The sequence below is a fragment of the Streptomyces sp. NPDC091682 genome (assembly GCF_044756625.1).
Taxonomy (GTDB): Bacteria; Actinomycetota; Actinomycetes; order Streptomycetales; family Streptomycetaceae; genus Streptomyces.
The window spans coordinates 1-16,975 of the sequence record NZ_JBIVTH010000051.1 but is presented as its reverse complement, the minus strand read 5'-3'; the positions used below and the strand labels follow the sequence as shown (position 1 = coordinate 16,975).

Annotated in this window: 9 protein-coding genes and 1 pseudogene; all 10 read left to right on the top strand. The window is 70.8% G+C overall.

Going from position 1 to position 16,975, the window contains the following annotated elements; all coding sequences use genetic code 11:
• A partial coding sequence (locus ACIQK6_RS42595) for an alpha/beta fold hydrolase (protein WP_402697772.1) occupies window positions 1-1,441 on the top strand: 1,441 nt, incomplete at its 5' end.
• 269 nt (window positions 1,442-1,710) lie between these two features.
• Window positions 1,711-2,625, top strand: a complete 915-nt coding sequence (locus ACIQK6_RS42590) for a proline iminopeptidase-family hydrolase (protein WP_329098508.1) — start codon at window positions 1,711-1,713, stop codon at window positions 2,623-2,625.
• Entirely contained in the window at window positions 2,622-3,572 is a 951-nt protein-coding gene (locus ACIQK6_RS42585) for an ACP S-malonyltransferase (RefSeq protein ID WP_329098506.1), read from the top strand. The genes ACIQK6_RS42590 and ACIQK6_RS42585 overlap by 4 nt, the downstream gene beginning before the upstream one ends.
• A 106-nt stretch (window positions 3,573-3,678) precedes the next feature.
• Window positions 3,679-3,927, top strand: coding sequence for a phosphopantetheine-binding protein (locus ACIQK6_RS42580; protein WP_329098504.1), 249 nt, complete (start codon window positions 3,679-3,681; stop codon window positions 3,925-3,927).
• Window positions 3,928-3,929: 2 nt separating this feature from the next.
• A complete protein-coding gene (locus tag ACIQK6_RS42575; RefSeq protein ID WP_402697769.1) occupies window positions 3,930-5,516 on the top strand; it encodes an AMP-binding protein in 1,587 nt (528 codons plus the stop codon).
• A gap of 161 nt (window positions 5,517-5,677) precedes the next feature.
• On the top strand, window positions 5,678-7,162 hold the full coding sequence (locus ACIQK6_RS42570; protein ID WP_329098499.1) for an AMP-binding protein: 1,485 nt from the start codon (window positions 5,678-5,680) through the stop codon (window positions 7,160-7,162).
• Window positions 7,159-8,400, top strand: coding sequence for a type III PLP-dependent enzyme (locus ACIQK6_RS42565; RefSeq protein WP_402697766.1), 1,242 nt, complete (start codon window positions 7,159-7,161; stop codon window positions 8,398-8,400). The genes ACIQK6_RS42570 and ACIQK6_RS42565 overlap by 4 nt, the downstream gene beginning before the upstream one ends.
• A complete protein-coding gene (locus tag ACIQK6_RS42560) occupies window positions 8,397-8,888 on the top strand; it encodes a cobalamin-dependent protein (RefSeq protein WP_329098497.1) in 492 nt (163 codons plus the stop codon). Before ACIQK6_RS42565 ends, ACIQK6_RS42560 begins: the two co-directional genes overlap by 4 nt.
• 122 nt (window positions 8,889-9,010) lie before the next feature.
• The gene (locus tag ACIQK6_RS42555) at window positions 9,011-10,309 is read left to right on the top strand and encodes a methylaspartate mutase (protein WP_402697774.1); all 1,299 of its coding nucleotides are present in this window, start codon (window positions 9,011-9,013) and stop codon (window positions 10,307-10,309) included.
• Between the two features lie 202 nt (window positions 10,310-10,511).
• Window positions 10,512-16,975, top strand: a pseudogene (locus ACIQK6_RS42550) (SDR family NAD(P)-dependent oxidoreductase); the annotation flags it as partial.

The window sequence follows — 16,975 nt, the reverse complement described above, 5'->3', positions numbered from 1 at the left end:
CGAGGCGCACACCTTGCTGACCGCGCTCGCCCAGGCCTTCCGGGCAGGGACGGCGGTCGACTGGCAGGCGCTGTTCGCCGGCACCGGGGCGCGGCTGGTGGACCTTCCCACGTACGCCTTCCAGCGCGACCGCTACTGGCTCGACGCGACTCCCGTTTCCGTTGACGCCTCTTCGCTCGGACAGGTGGCGACCGCGCATCCCTTCCTCGGCGCAACCGGCCTGCCCGCGTCCTTCGCCGCGCTGCCGGTCGCGGAACAGGTGCGGGAACTGCTCGCCCTGATACTCGGCCGGGTCGCGGTGGTGCTCGGCCACGCCTCTGCCGACGACGTCGAACCGGAACGCGACTTCCTCGAATCCGGGGTGGACTCGCTGTCGGCGATGGAGATCCGCAACCTGGTGAACCAGGCGACCGGCGCAAGCCTGACCACCAGTGCCATCTTCGACCACCGCACCCCTGCGGCGCTCGCCGGGCACCTTCAGCAACAACTCGCGGAAGCCGCCCGGGCCACCGCGCCCGGAAGAACCGCCCGTCCTTCCGAGGACAAGCCGGGCGAGACCCCGGAGTCCATCCGCGGTCTGTTCCGGCAGGCGATCCTCAACGGCAATCTGCCCGGCGGAGTCCGGCTGATCAAGGCGGCCGGACAGATCCGCCCCTGGTTCCACTCGGTGGCCGAGCTCAAGGAGACCGAGGAGAAGGTGGCGGCGGACGGACGGAACGGCGCGGTGTTCCCCGAACCGGTCACGCTGGCCCGTGGACCACACGGGCCGGCCCTCGTCTGCATGCCGTCCCCGATGGCGATGGGCGGCGCGCAGCAGTACGCGCGCTTCGCGGTCAACTTCCGTGACGTGCGCGACGTGATCGCCCTGCCCGTGCTCGGGTTCCGGCCTTCGGACCGGCTGCCGGCCACGGTGCCCGCCGCCGTCGAGGCGTTCGCCGAGCACGTCCTTCGAGCCGCCGGGGGAAAGCCGTTCGTGATTGTCGGCTATTCGTCGGGAGGTCAGTTCGCCCACGCCGTCGCTGAACGCCTGGAAAGCGAGGGGACTCCGGCGTCCGGTGTCGTACTGCTCGACTCCTATCTGCCCGACACCGGTGACGACGACAATGACTCGGCCGGCTTCTGGGGCCAGATGATGGCCGGGATGTTCGACCGCGAGGACGACTTCGGCGGATTCGACGCCACCCGGCTCGGTGCCATGGGCCGGTACGTCGAACTGATCGGCGACGTGCGGCCCCACGAGATGCGTACACCCGTCCTGTTCGTCGGACCCACGGAGAACTTCGTCGCCGACGACTCGTCCGGCGGAGACGGATGGCGGGCCGTTTGGTCGACCGCGCACACCCGCGCCGAGGTCCCGGGCACCCACTTCACGATCGTCGAGAACCACGCGGTCGAGACGGCCCGGGCCGTCGAGGAATGGCTGCGGAACACGACCGGCTGACCACCTGCCCCGCGACCTGCCCCGCGACCGGACCACGAGGGTCGCACCGCCGGGCCGTCAGGGGTCCGTAGGGGCCGGATAGGGGTCTGCCCGCATGGGCGGGTCCTATACCTTGCAGACAAACACACGCCGGGCCGTAACGTTTCGTGGCCGTTCCACGGCCACGGGACGTCCGCTCGATCACCGCGGAGAATCGTTTTCCGGCATGGACTCGGCAGTGCTGTCCGGAAGTGATTGGTGGACCCCGGACAATTCTGATAGGGAGATTCATGTCCAGAGCGCCGAGCGCCAAAGGAACCGTTTCTTTCAAAGAATACAAAACCTGGTACCGAGTAACGGGCCATCTCCACGGGGGACGCCCGCCCATAGTGGTGCTGCACGGCGGTCCCGGCAGTACGCACGACTACATGCTCGCGTTGTGCGAACTGGCCGCCCAGGGCTGGCCGGTGATCCACTACGACCAGATCGGCAACGGCGGGTCCACCCACCTGCCCGACCGTGGACCGGACTTCTGGACGGTCCAGCTCTTCCAGGACGAGCTGAACAACCTCCTGCGCAAGCTGGGGGTCGACCAGGACTACGTGCTGTTCGGGCACTCCTGGGGAGGCCTGCTCGGGGCGGCGCACGCTGCGGAGGGGCCCGCCGGCCTGCGCGGCCTGGTGATCGCCAACTCCCCCGCCTCGTACGGACTCTGGCTGGGGGCGATGGACGTACTGCGCGCCGAACTGCCGGTGGACGTCCAGGGGACGCTGCTGCGGCACGAGGCGGCCGGCAGTACGGACAGCGAGGAATACCTCGCCGCCATGCGGGTCTTCTACGACAAGCACGTGTGCCGGGTCGTGCCCTGGCCCCGTGACTTCGTCGCGTCCTTCATGGAGATCTACGACGACCCGACCGTCTATTACACGATGAACGGCCCGAACGAGTTCCATGTGATCGGGACGCTCAAGGACTGGTCGGTCGTCGACCAACTCGACCGGATCGACGTCCCCACGCTGCTGCTCACCGGCCGCCACGACGAGGCGACTCCGGAGACCGTACAGCCCTACTTCGACCGGATTCCCGACGTGCGGTGGGAAATCCTGGAGAACTCCAGCCACCTGCCGCACCTGGAAGAACCCGAGCGCTTCAACGAAGTGCTGCTCGGATACCTCGACACACTCCTGGAAGGAGAGCGCGGATGACCTCCGGGCTCCGGGCCGAAACCGCGATCGTCTTCCCCGGAATGGGAGCCTCCACCTTTTCCGAGGTGGGGAAGTTCATGCTGATCAACCCGGCCGCACGGCGGCTCACGGCGCGGGCGGACGAGGTGCTCGGCTACTCGCTGATCGACCGGTTCCGCGACGACGAGGACGACTACTCGGAGGCCGCGCAGGTCGCGTTCATGGTGAACTGCCTGGCCTCCGCCGATTGGGCCGAACGGACCCTGGGCCTGGTGCCCGAGGTCTGCACCGGGCCGAGCTTCGGCGAGAAGGTGCTGAGCGCGTACTCCGGTGCACTGTCCTTCGAGGACGCGGTCCGCATGACGGCCGGCGTCGCCCGCTGCATGGCGGACTACTTCACCACCGACCACCAGGACGTGGTGACGCACTCCTTCCTGCGCACCCCGCAGGACAGACTGCAGCAGATCTTCGCCGAGTTCGAGGAGCGCGGCGAGTTCCACGAGGTCTCGTGCTACATCGATCACGACTTCCACATGGTGTCGATGCGCGAGCACAGCCTCGAATGGTTCCGCCCTCGGCTGCGCGAACTCGGCGGGATGTCGCTCTACACGATGCGCCCGCCCGTGCACTGCTCGGCCTTCGGCTCGCTGCGGGCCAGGGCAGAGTCGGAGGTCTTCTCCTCGCTGACCTTCCACGACCCGCGGCTCCCGGTCGTGGCCGATCAGGACGGCACCGTCCTGACCACCGCCGACGAGATCCGCACCATGCTGTTGGACAGCTTCGTCACGCCGATGCGGTGGCCCGCGGTCGTGGCCTCGCTGCGCACCCTGGGCGTGACGAAGGCGTGCGTATCGGGCCCGGACGCCCTGTTCGGCCGGGTGCCCCTGACCCGCAACAGCTTCGAGGTCGTACCCGCCAGCCCGGCCGTCGCGATGCGGCCGCGCAGCCGCTCGAAGGCCGCGGCCTGAGGGCCTGCCGACAGCGCGGCACCGGCACCACCACCAACGTGCACCGCCAGCAAACCTGCACCACCACCCACCTGCACCACCCATCCCAGAGTGAGGAAACACCACCGTGTGGGACGACAAGTTCGAAGACATGGTCCGCGGCTACCTGCCCTTCTTCGGCGACGACGAGGCGTTCACCAGCGACATCGAGCTGCGTGACCTCGGCCTGGACTCGCTGGGTACCGTCGAGCTGCTCGCCCAGCTGGAGAACGCCTACGACGTCCGCTTCCAGGACGACGCCCTGAGCCTGGAGACCTTCCGGACGCCCGGCGTCCTGTGGAAGGCGCTCTCCGGCCTGCTCCAGCCGGCTGCCTGACCGTGCGGGCACCAGCTGAGCACGCGCTGTACGCGCGCTTCCTGCGCGGACTGGCCAAGTCGCCGGACCGCGCCGCGGTGCGCGTCGGCACGGAGTCCCTCACGTACGCGCACGCCCACGAACTGGCGCTCCGCTGGGCGGGCGCCCTCACTGCCGACGCGGCCGGCCCGCCCAGGGCCGTCGGCGTACTGGCGTCAAAGGGAGTCACGGCGTACGTGGGCATCCTCGCGGCGCTGTACGCCGGCGCCGCCGTGGTGCCGCTGCGCCCCGACTTCCCACAGGCCCGCACCCGGGGCATGCTCGACGCGGCGCCGCTCTCCGCGGTGATCGCCGACGCCGGTGGCGGCGCACAACTGCCGGCGCTGCTCGGCCCGGACAGCGCCGTCCCGGTCCTGCTCGCCGACTCCGACGCCGCACTCGGCGGCGGGCTGCGCCGGATCGTGCCCGACCAACGGCACGCACTTGCGGAGCCCCGGCCGGTCGGGCCGGGCGACATCGCGTACATGCTGTTCACCTCGGGCTCGACCGGCCGCCCCAAGGGCGTCCCGCTCACGCACGGAAACACCAGCCACTACTTCGGTCTCCTCGACGAGCGGTACGACTTCACCGCCGACGACGTCTTCTCGCAGACCTTCGACCTGAACTTCGACTGCTCGCTGTTCGACCTGTTCTGCGCCTGGGGCGCCGGTGCGACCGCACTCGTCATCCCGGCCCAGGGGTACCGCGACCTGCCGGGCTTCCTGACCGAGCACCGGGTGAGCGTGTGGTTCTCGACACCGGGCGCCATCTCGCTGGCCCGCCGCACGGGCGGGCTCGCGGCCGGCTCGCTACCGTCCCTGCGCTGGAGCTTCTTCGCGGGCGAAGCACTCAAGTGCCAGGATGCCGAAGCGTGGCAGCGGGCGGCCTCCGAATCCGTGCTGGAGAACCTGTACGGGCCAACCGAGTTCACCGTCACCATCGCCGCACACCGCTGGGACCCGGTCCGCTCGCCGGAGCTGGGCGCCAACGGGATCGTGCCGATCGGCGCCGTACACGCGGGACACGAGCACCTGCTCCTCGACGCGGACGACAACGAGGCCGCGACCGAGGGCGAACTGGTCATCTCAGGACCGCAGATGGCGCCCGGCTACCTCGACCCCGACGACGAACGGGGCCGGTTCGTGGAGCGCGACTCGCGACTCTGGTACCGCACCGGCGACCGGGTCCGTCGCGTCGGAGACGGTGAACTCGCCTACCTGGGACGGCTCGACGCCCAGGTCCAGATCCAGGGCTGGCGCGTCGAACTCGCCGAGATCGACCACGCCCTCGGTGCGGTCGAAGGGGTCGGCGAGGCGGTGACCGTGGACGCGGCCACCGACGAGGGAACCCAACTCGTTGTCTTCTACATCGGTCAGCAACCCGTACGTCCCGTCGAGTTCGCCAGGAAGCTGAGCGAAGTGCTCCCGCGCGGGCTGCTGCCCAGGCGTTATGAACTCCTCGATGAATTCCCTGTGAACGCCAACCGGAAAATCGACCGCAAAGAACTGCGGAATCGTGCTGGTGACCTGCTGCGTGCCGGGAATGGCCGGAGCGGCAATAGGGGGGATTAGGGGTGGGGCAGGGTCTCCTGTCGCGGGTAACTTCGTAGCGGATCGATTTCAGCAATGCATCGATCTCCCCATGCGGAGCCGGCGACAGGAGAACGGCCTTGGATACCATTCCTTTTGCGGATCGAATACCCGGCGAATCGCTTTCCCGCCGGAACAAGCTCGTGCACGAACTGCTGACGGAAGCAGTTGCCGATTCCGCGCAGTCCCGGGCTGTCAGCGACGACACCGGAACGTGGACGTACGCGGAACTCGACGCCCACGCACACGCCTTCGCCGACTGGCTGGCGGAACAGGGGCTGGTCCCCGGCGACCGGCTCGTGGTCCAGCTGCCCACCACCCGTGAGCTCGTCGCGATGTTCTACGGCGCCAGCCGCAGCGGGGTCGTCTTCGTGCCGCTCAACCCGGGCATGAAGACCTTCCACCTCGCCCCGGTCCTGGAGAACTCCGAGCCGGCCCTGGTCATCGTCACCGCCGACGCCGAGGAGACCGTGCGCGACCTCACCCCGGCCCTCGTGCGGGAGTACGGCGCCGCCTGGACCGAGGTCGAGAAGCACGCCGAGATCGACGCCCGCCCGCCGGCCGCAGAGATCTCCGCCGACGACCCCGCGGTCCTCGTCTACACCTCCGGCAGCACCGCCGCCCCGAAGGCCGTGATCTGCCCGCACGCCCAGATCACCTTCGTCTCCGAGGCGCTCGAGGGCGTCATCGGATACCGGCCCGACGACGTGGTCTTCTGCCGCTTCCCGATCTCCTGGGACTACGGCCTGTACAAGGTGCTGCTGTCCACCATCGGCCGCTCCGAGATCGTGCTGGCCGACGGCGCGTCCGACCTGGTGCTGCTGCGCCGCATCCGCGAGAGCGGCGCCACCATCGTGCCGATCGTGCCCTCGCTGGCCGCCATGATCCTCCGGCTCGCGGAGCGCGAGGAGAACCCGGCACCCACCGTGCGGATGTTCAGCAACACCGGTGCGGCTCTGCCGCAAACCACCATCGACGCGCTGCGCGCCAAGTTCCCCGGCTCCCGAGTGGTCCGCCAGTACGGGCAGACCGAATCCAAGCGCATCACCGTCATGCCGCCCGAGCAGGAGAAGGAACGCCCCGACTCCGTGGGCCGCGCGGTTCCCGGCACCCAGGTGTTGATCCTGGACGCAGACGGAGCCCCGCTGCCGGCGGGCGAGACCGGTGAGATCGTCGCCGTCGGCCCGCACGTGATGCCCGGCTACTGGCGAAACCCCGAACTGAGCGCCAAGACCTTCCGCCCGGGCCCGGACGACGGCGCCCTGCGCCTGCACACGGGCGACTACGGCTGGCTCGACGAGGACGGCTACCTCTACTTCGACGGCCGCCGCGACGACATGTTCAAGCGCAAGGGCGTCCGGATGAGCACCACCGAGATCGAGTCCGCCGCCGCCGACATCCACGGCGTCCGCGCGGCCGTGGTGCTGCCGCCCACCGACGAGCGCGACCTCGTGCTGTTCGTCGAGGCCGACCGGGCCAAGCACGAGATCCTGCGCGAGCTCACCTTCCGACTGGAGGCCCAGAAGGTGCCCTCCGTCTGCCACGTCCTCGACGCGATCCCGCTCACGCCGAACGGCAAGAACGACAAGAAGGAGCTGGCCCGGCTTCTTGAGGAGACCTCCAAATGACCCGTTACGCCGACCTCGTGGAGCGCCATGGCACTCCGGCCTACGTCTATGACCTGAACCGGGTCGAGGCCGCGAGGGACGACCTGTTCGCCGCCCTGCCCGAGGAGTTCGAGCTCTTCAGCGCGGTCAAGGCCAACCCGCACCCGGAGGTCATCCGGGCGCTGCGGCAGGGCGGCAACCGTGCCTGCCGCGCCGAAATCAGCTCGACGGGTGAGCTGGACGCCGCCCTGAGCGCCGGCTTCGACCCCGGCGAGTGCCTCTACACCGGACCGGGCAAGACCGACGGCGAACTCGACGAAGCCATCGCCAAAGGCGTGCGGATGTTCTCCGTGGAGTCCCTCACCGACCTCCAGCACATCGGTGCCGTGGCCCTCCGTCTCGGGGTCGTGGCCCAGGCCCTGCTCCGCATCAACAGCGCGTCGGCCAGCGCCACCACCAGCATCCGGATGACCGGCGCCCCCTCCCAGTTCGGCATCGACAGCGAGACCCTCGTCGAGCAGATCCCGCTGCTCAGGGCCGTCGAGGGCACGGAGATCGTGGGTGCCCACTTCTTCCCGCTGAGCAACGCCCGCGACGAGGAAGCCCTCATCGGCGAGTTCCAGCACACCATCGCCCAGGCGGCCAGGACCTTCCACGACATCGGGCTCGACGAGCCCCGCTTCCTGGACATCGGCGGCGGCTTCTCCGTGCCGTACGCGGTTCCCGGCGAGCGTCCCGTCTACGGCCGGCTCCGCGAAGCGCTGTCGCAGACCCTCGACGAGCACTTCCCGCGCTGGCGCGAAGGCTTTCCCAAGGTGGCCTGCGAGTCCGGCCGCTACCTCGTCGGCGACAGCGGCACGCTGCTGGCCGGGGTGGTCAACATCAAGGAGAGCCGGGGCCGCAAGTTCGTCATCCTCGACGCGGGCATCAACACCTTCGGCGGGATGTCCGGCCTCGGCCGGCTACTGCCGGTGGCGGTCAGCCCCGACACCGCGGGCGCTTCCCCGGAGTCGGTGGAGAGCTGGGAGAAGTCCAGCCTCGTCGGCCCGCTCTGCACCCCCGGCGACGTGCTCGGCCGGTCGGTGGCGCTGCCGCCGCTGGAGGCCGGAGACGTCATCGAGATCCCCAACGCCGGTGCCTACGGACCCACGTCCAGCCTGCTGATGTTCCTCGGCAGGCCCGCCCCCGTCGAAATCGTGGTGCGGGGCGACGAGGTCGTCTCCGTGTCCCGCATCGAGCACCATAGGACGTACGCATGAGCGAGCTGGCAACCCTTTCCGGTGGCACGACCGACACCTCCACCGGCCCCGGCCTACCCGGTCGTCCGCGGCAGACCGTCGTGGTCAGCGGGCTCTCCTCCGACGCGCACACCTGGAACCTGGTCTTCCTCCAGCTGCTCATCGAGGAACTCGGCTACGACGTCGTCAACCTGGGACCGACCGTCCCCGACGAGCTGCTGGGGTCCGAGATCCGCGAGCACGACCCGGCGCTGGTGGTGATCAGCAGCGTCAACGGACACGGATACCAGGACGGGCTGCGCGTCATCAAGAAGCTGCGCGAGGCCGAGGCCCTGATCCGCACCCCGATGGTGATCGGCGGCAAGCTCGGCATCTCCGGCGGCGAGGACGCCGCGCACATCGAGGAACTCCTCGCCGCCGGCTTCGACGCGGTCTTCGAGGACGGTAGGACCGAAATCGGGTCCTTCGAGCGGTTCATCGGCGCACTCCCGCAGAGAGTCCTTTCGTGACCGAGGAGCACCCCGGGGACCGGTCCGACGTCGAACGCCCCCGGGACCGTTCGGAGCACGAGCACCGCCCGGACGGGCACGCCCCGGCCCGCATCGGGGCCGGGGACGCGCCCGCCACCACCGTGCAGGGCGCCCACTCGGACTTCGGCAGCTTCGTGCGCGCCGCGCACCGGGCGGGGCGCCTCGTGGTCCAGCCGCGGATGGGGTTCAGCGACCCGGCACAGATGCGCCGGGGTCTCGCGGCCACCAAGGTGGCCGACGCCACCACGGTCGGCACCCTCACCATCGACGCCTACACCCGGGTCGGCGACACCGCGGCCGTCGACGAGGCGCTGCGGCGGGGCACCGGCATCAACGGCTTCCCGATCGTCAACTACGGCGCGCACACGACCCGGGACATGCTCGACGGCATCCACGGCCCCGACTTCCCGGTACAGGTGAGGCACGGCTCGGCGAAGCCCTTCGACATCTTCGCCGCCACGGTCCGGGCCGGCCTCAGCGCCTCCGAGGGCGGCCCGGTCTCCTACTGCCTGCCGTACGGGCGCACCCCGCTCGACCAGTCGGTGCGCGAATGGGACCGCTCCACCCTCTTCCTCGCGCAACTGCGCGGCATGGGCGTGGACCCGCATCTGGAGACCTTCGGCGGATGCATGCTCGGCCAGCTCTGCCCGCCGAGCCTGCTGGTGGCGATCAGTGCCCTGGAGGCACTGTTCTTCTACCGGCACGGCATCCGCAGCATCTCCGTCAGCTACGCCCAACAGACCCACTTCGGTCAGGACATCGAGGCCGTCGCCGCGCTGCGGGCACTCTGCGCCGAGCTGCTGCCCGCCGCGACCTGGCACGTCGTGATCTACACCTACATGGGCGTGTACCCCACCACCGACGGCGGCTCCTACCGGCTGCTGGGGCAGGCCGCCCAACTGGCCGCCGCCACCGGGTCGGAGCGGATCATCGTGAAGACCGTCGCGGAATCCCGTCGCATCCCCACGATCGAGGAGAACATCGCGGCCCTCGAACACGCCACCAGGGCCGCCACGGCGTTCCCCGGTGGTGCACGGCCGGGGAATTCCACGGATTCCCAGGTGTACGCAGAGGCGCACGCACTCGTCGCCGCCGTGCTCGATCTCCACGACGACGTGGGGCAGGCCCTGATCCTCGCCTTCAAGCGCGGTCTTCTCGACGTTCCTTACTGCGTGCACCCCGACAACATGGGGCGCACCCGCAGCTATATCGACGACACCGGCAGGCTGCGCTGGGCGACGACCGGAGAACTGCCGATCGGGCACCTCGTGGAAAGCTCCGGCAACCGGCGGGTCACCTCGGGAGAACTCCTGGGCGCGCTCTCCTACGTATCGCACAAATTCGACACCGAAGCCATGGAGAAACCGCTCCCGACCAAGGGTTCGACCTCCCTCCGGTAGCACCCCCTTAGGGGGGCTTAGGGGTGTGGCCGCGAAGGCCACCGTAGTTAGCTTCGATACATATTCAGGCCCGAGATTCTGTCTGCCGGCGAGCTGGACGAGTAGTGGAGTACGCGGAATGAGCGAGTCCGAGAACTTGGTTTCCGAAACCGGCAGTGCGTCGGGCGAAGAGCGGAGCACCCCGGGGCAAAGCGCTCCGCTACAGAACGCCCTGACGCGCCGGCTGACGGCGCTCGAGCCGGCCGAGCAGCTGCGTGCCGCACTCCTCCTGGTGGGCGAGCATGCCCGTGCGGCCCTGCGGCACGCCGGGAAGGAGGTGCCCGCGGTCGACGCCGAACGCCCCTTCATGGAGCTGGGCTTCGACTCGCTGGCCGCCGTCGACCTGCACGCCCGCCTCACCGCGGCGACCGGCCTCGACCTGCCGGTCACCCTCGCCTTCGACCATCCCACCCCGAGCGCCCTCGCGTCCTTCCTGCGCGGCCGGGCGCTCGGCCTGACGGACGAGGTCGTCGCCCCCGAGCGGTCGGCGGCGGACGACGAGGACCCGATCGCGCTGATCGGCATCGGCTGCCGCTACCCGGCGGGCATCTCGTCCCCCGAGGACCTGTGGCGCCTGGTGCGGGACAACGGCGAGGTGCTCGCGGGCTTCCCCACCGACCGCGGCTGGGACATCGAGGGCATGTACGACCCCGACCCCGGCGTCCTCGGCAAGAGCTACGTGCGCGAAGGCGGATTCCTCGACGAGGCCACCCTCTTCGACGCGGACTTCTTCGGCATCAGCCCGCGCGAGGCGCTCGCCATGGACCCGCAGCAGCGCATGGTCCTGGAAACGGCCTGGGAAGCACTGGAGCGCACCGGCATCGACCCGGCCACCCTGCGCGGCGGCCGTACCGGCGTTTTCATCGGCGCCGAGGTGCACGAGTACGGTACGAGCGTCCTGGACGCCCCCGAGGGCCTCGACGGCTACCTGATGACCGGCAACGCGCCCAGCGCCATCTCGGGCCGGCTGTCCTACTTGATGGGCTTCGAGGGCCCCGCCATCACCCTGGACACCGCCTGCTCGGGCTCCCTGGTCTCCATGCACCTCGCGGCGAACTCCCTGCGCCAGGGCGAGAGTTCTCTCGCACTGGCCGGCGGCGTCACCGTCATGGGCAGCCCCGGCATGTTCAGCGCCTTCAGCCGCCAGCGCGGCCTGGCCGCCGACGCCCGCTGCAAGCCGTTCGCGGCGGCGGCCGACGGTACGGGCTTCGCCGAGGGCGTCGGAATCTTCATCCTGGAACGCCTCTCCGACGCCCGGCGCAACGGGCACCCCGTACTGGCCCTGATCCGCTCCACCGCGATCAACCAGGACGGCGCGAGCAACGGCCTCACCGCACCCAACGGCCCCTCGCAGCAGCGGCTCATCCGCCAGGCACTCGCCAACGCCGGACTCGTCCCCGCCGACATCGACGCCATGGAGGCGCACGGCACCGGCACCCGTCTCGGTGACCCCATCGAGGCCCAGGCCATCCTCGCGACGCTCGGCCAGGACCGGCCCGCCGACCGCCCCCTGCGGCTCGGCTCCGTCAAGTCCAACCTCGGGCACACCCAGGCCGCGGGCGGCGCCGCCAGCGTGATCAAGCTGGTCATGGCGATGAAGCACGAGACCCTCCCCAAGACGCTGCACGTGGACGCGCCGACCCCGCACGTGGACTGGTCCGCGGGCCGCGTCGAGCTGCTCACCGAGGCCATGCCGTGGGAACCCGCCGAAGGCAGCCCGCGCCGCGCCAGCGTCTCGGCGTTCGGCATCAGCGGCACCAACGCCCACCTCATCTTGGAGCAGGCGGCGCCGGAGGACCGGGAGCGGCCCGAACCGGCCGCCGGATCCGAACCGACCGGTACCGTCCGGCCCTGGGTGATCTCCGCGCGCAGCCCCGAGGCGCTGCGCGGCCAGGCACGGCGGCTGCACACCTTCGTCGCGGGACCGGCGGGCTCCGACGCCTCCGTCGCAGACGTCGGCCACTCGCTGGTCACCACCCGTACCGCCCACGACCACCGCGCCGTCGTCCTCGGCGAGGACCGCGAGACGCTGCTGAGCGCACTGGCCTCCGTCGCCGAGGGCGTCACCGTGCCCGGCGCCTTCGACGGCCGGACCACCGCGGGCCGCCTCGCCTTCCTCTTCACCGGCCAGGGCGCGCAGCGGGTGGCGATGGGCCGCGAACTGTACGACACCTTCCCGGTGTTCGCCGACGCACTTGACAACGCCTGCGACTACCTGGACATGCAGCTCGAACTTCCCCTGCAGGAGGTGCTGTTCGCCGAACCCGGCAGCGCGGAGGCAGCGCTGCTCGACCAGACCGTCTACACCCAGACCGCGTTGTTCGCCGTCGAGGTGGCGCTGTTCCGCCTCGTCGAGTCGTTCGGCGTACGGCCCGACTTCCTTGCTGGCCACTCGGTGGGCGAGATCGCCGCCGCGCACGTCGCCGGGGTCCTCTCACTGGAGGACGCCGCCGTCCTGGTGGCGGCCCGCGGCCGCCTGATGCAGGAACTGCCTGCCGGCGGAGTGATGTTCGCCGTCCGCGCCACTGAGGCGGACGTGACTCCGCTGCTCGCCGGGCGCGAGGACCGGGTCGGTCTGGCCGCCGTCAACGGCCCCGCCTCCCTGGTGATCTCCGGCGCCGGGGACGCGGTCGCCGAGGTCGTCGCCGAGCTCACCGCGCAAGGGCACAAGACCAAGCAGCTCACCGTCTCGCACGCCTTCCACTCACCGCTGATGGAGCCGATGCTCGACGAGTTCCGCAGGGTCGCCCAGGCGGTCGCCTACCGCGAACCGAAGATCGCCGTCGTCTCCAACGTCACCGGAGAGATCGCCGCCCCGGGTGAGCTGGGGGACCCGGAGTACTGGGTGCGGCACGTCCGTCAGGCGGTGCGCTTCGCCGACGGGATCCGCGCACTCGAAGCCGCCGGTGTCACGGCCTTCATCGAGCTAGGACCCGACGGCGTACTGACCGCGATGGCCCAGGGCTGCCTCCAGGACACCGAAGGCACCCTCCTCGCGCCCGTGCTGCGCAGGGACCGCACGGAGGAGCGCGAACTCCTCGGCGCCCTGGCGCAGGCGTACGTACGCGGCCACCACGTCGACTGGGAAACCCCGTTCGCCGGCACCGGCGCCCGCTGGGTCGAGCTGCCCACGTACGCCTTCCAGCGCCGCCGCTACTGGCTGGAGTCGTCCAGCGGCACCAGGGACGTCACCGGCGTCGGCCAGCTGGGCGTCGACCACCCCTTCCTCGGCGCGGGCGTCCTGCTCCCCGACTCCGACGGCGTGGTCCTCACCGGCCGGCTGTCTCTGCTCAGCCACCCCTGGCTCGCCGATCACACGATCACGGGCCGCGTCCTGCTGCCCGGCACCGCCTTCGTCGAGATGGCGGTGCGCGCGGGGGACCAGGTCGGCTACGAGACCCTGGAGGAACTGACCCTCCAGGCACCACTGGTGCTCCCGGAGTCCCGCGGCGTCGCGGTGCACGTACTGGTCGGCGCGGTGGGCGACGACCGGCGCCGCCCGCTCGCCGTGTATTCCCGCACCGAGGGCTCCCCGGTCGACGCGCCGTGGACCCTGCACGCGAGCGGCAGCCTCGCCCCGGCAGCGGCCGCCGCGCCGACCGCCGACCTCGGCGTCTGGCCGCCGCAGGGCGCCACCACGCTCGACGTCTCGGGCGCGTACGAGCGGATGGCGGGCCAGGGCTACGGCTACGGCCCCGTCTTCCAGGGGCTGAAAGCCGCCTGGCAGCGCGGCGACCAGGTGTTCGCCGAGATCGCGCTGCCCGCCGAAGAGCGCACCACGGCAGGCACGTTCGGACTGCACCCCGCCCTCCTGGACGCTGCGCTGCAGGCCTCGGACCTGGCCTTCACCGGTCAGGACCAGACGGACGAAGGCACCCTGCTGCCCTTCGCCTGGAACGACGTCACCCTGCACGCCGTCGGTGCGGACTCGCTGCGCGTGCAGATCACCGTCAGCAGCCGCGAGCAGTCCTCGCTGATCATCGCCGACGGTACGGGCCGTCCCGTGATGACCGTCGGCTCGGTGATCGCGCGCCCCGTATCGGCCGAGCAGATCGAATCGGCGCGCGGCGGCGCACAGCCGCTGTACCGGATGCAATGGACCGAGCTGCCCGGCGCGGACCTGGCCGCCCAGGGGCAGTGGGCCGTGACCGGCCCGCAGGCCGAGGCGTGGGCGGCGACGCTCGGCGCCGAAGCCGTCACCCTCTCCACGGTGACCGGCGCCGACGTGGTGCTGCTGTCACCGGGCCCGGCGGGCGAGGACTTCGAATCGGCACGGGCCGAGAGCGCCCGGGTCCTCGAAGCCCTGCAGACCTGGCTGGCCGAGGAGCGGTCCGACTCGGCGAAGCTGGTCGTGGTGACCCGCGACGCGGACCTGGCCGGCGCCGCCGTCTCCGGCCTGGTGCGCGCCGCACAGGACGAGAACCCCGGCCGCATCGTCATGGTCGCGGTCGACGGATCCGAGCTGTCGCTGCGGGCGCTGCCCGCCGCGCTGGCGGCGGGGGAGCCGGAACTGGCGGTACGCGAAGGGGTCGTCCTGGTGCCGAGGCTGGCCACGGCGCCGGCCGCTTCCGCCCCGGCGCCGGCCTTCGACGCGAGCGGAACGGTCCTGATCACCGGCGGTACGGGCGGACTGGGCAGCCTGGTGGCCCGGCACCTCGTCGCCGCACACGGCGTCCGCCACCTGCTGCTCGTCAGCCGCCGCGGTGAAGACGCCCCCGGAGTAGACGAACTCCGCACGGAACTCGCCGAGTCGGGCGCAACGAGCGTCACCGTCGAGGCCTGCGACCTCGCTGACCGGGACCGCCTCGCCGCCCTGCTGGCCCGGGTGCCCGCCGACCGCCCACTCACCGGGGTCGTCCACACGGCGGGCGTCGTCGACGACGGCATCCTCTCCTCCCTCACCGCCGCACGCCTGGACACCGTCCTGCGCCCGAAGGCGGAGGCGGCCTGGCACCTGCACGAACTGACCCGTGACCTCGGGCTCACCGCGTTCGTGCTCTTCTCGTCGATGTCCGGCACCCTGGACGGCGCCGGGCAGGGCAACTACGCGGCGGCCAACGCCTTCCTCGACGGTCTCGCGATCCGCCGCCGAGCCGCGGGACTGGCCGCGCACTCCCTGGTCTGGGGCCTGTGGGACAGCGGTACGGGCATGGGCAGCCGGCTCACCCGTACCGAGGTCGAGCGGCTGAACTCCTCCGGCATGGTCGGGCTCACGGCCGAGGAGAGCCTGGCCCTCTTCGACGAGGCACTCGGCGTGGACGAGCCCGTACTCGCACCGGTCAAGCTGGACCCGGCAGCTCTGCGGGCCCGCACCGAAGGGGTTCCCGCACTGCTGCGCGGCCTGGTCCGCGGCACCGGCCGGCGCACCGCCCAGGCGGGCGGCCGCTCCGGGGCGTCCCCCTCGCCGATCGCCCAGCGGCTCGCCGGTCTCTCCGCCGACGACCGCACCCGCACCCTCGTCGACCTGGTGCGCACCCATGTCGCCGAGGTCCTGCACCACGAGTCGGGCGTCGCCATCGACCCGAAGCGCGCCTTCACCGAGATCGGATTCGACTCGCTGTCGGCCGTGGAACTGCGCAACCGCCTCAACAAGGAGACCGGACTGCGGCTGCCCGCGACCCTCGTCTTCGACTACCCGACACCGCTGGCACTCGCCGACCACATCCGCGAGACGGTCGTGGGGGCCGAGGCGGGCGTCGCGGTACCGGAGCCCGTCACCGTGCTGTCCGACGACGAACCGATCGCGATCGTGGGCATGAGCTGCCGCTTCCCGGGCGACGTGAACTCGCCGGAGGAGCTGTGGCGGCTCCTCGCCGAGGGCGGCGACGGCATCAGCGGGTTCCCGGAGAACCGGGGCTGGGACCTCCAGGGCATCTACGACCCGGAGCCCGGCAAACCCGGCAAGACCTACTCCAACGAGGGCGGCTTCCTGCACGACGCGGCCGACTTCGATGCCGAGTTCTTCGGCATCAGCCCGCGCGAGGCGCTGGCCACCGACCCGCAGCAGCGACTGCTCCTGGAAGCCTCCTGGGAGACCATCGAGCGGGCGGGCATCGACCCGGCCTCGCTCAAGGGCAGCAGGACCGGTGTCTTCGCCGGTGTGATGTACCACGACTACGCCTCGCGCCTCGGCGCGGTCCCGGAAGACCTGGAGACCTACCTGGGCAACGGCAGCCTCGGCAGCGTGGTCTCCGGCCGGGTGTCCTACGCGCTGGGGCTCGAAGGGCCCGCGGTCTCGGTGGACACCGCGTGCTCGTCCTCCCTGGTGGCCCTGCACTGGGCGGCGAACGCACTGCGCCGCGGCGAGTGCGACCTGGCCCTCGCGGGCGGCGTCACGGTCATGGCGACCCCGGAGACCTTCACCGACTTCGCCCGTCAGCGCGGTCTCGCCGCCGACGGCAGGATCAAGGCGTTCGCGGAGGCCGCGGACGGTACGGGTTGGGGCGAGGGTGTCGGTGTCCTTCTCGTGGAGCGTCTGTCGGACGCGCGGAGGAATGGTCATCAGGTGCTTGCGGTGGTTCGTGGTTCCGCTGTCAACCAGGACGGTGCGAGCAATGGTTTGACGGCTCCCAACGGTCCTTCGCAGCAGCGTGTGATTCGGGCTGCGTTGGCGAGTGCTGGTTTGCG

What these genes read in the sequence shown, in the direction of transcription:
- ACIQK6_RS42560 (WP_329098497.1), top strand. Translation starts at nt 8,397, where the DNA reads ATGAGCGAGCTGGCAACCCTTTCCGGTGGCACGACCGACACCTCCACC.
- ACIQK6_RS42565 (WP_402697766.1), top strand. Translation starts at nt 7,159, where the DNA reads ATGACCCGTTACGCCGACCTCGTGGAGCGCCATGGCACTCCGGCCTAC.
- ACIQK6_RS42585 (WP_329098506.1), top strand. Translation starts at nt 2,622, where the DNA reads ATGACCTCCGGGCTCCGGGCCGAAACCGCGATCGTCTTCCCCGGAATG.
- ACIQK6_RS42590 (WP_329098508.1), top strand. Translation starts at nt 1,711, where the DNA reads ATGTCCAGAGCGCCGAGCGCCAAAGGAACCGTTTCTTTCAAAGAATAC.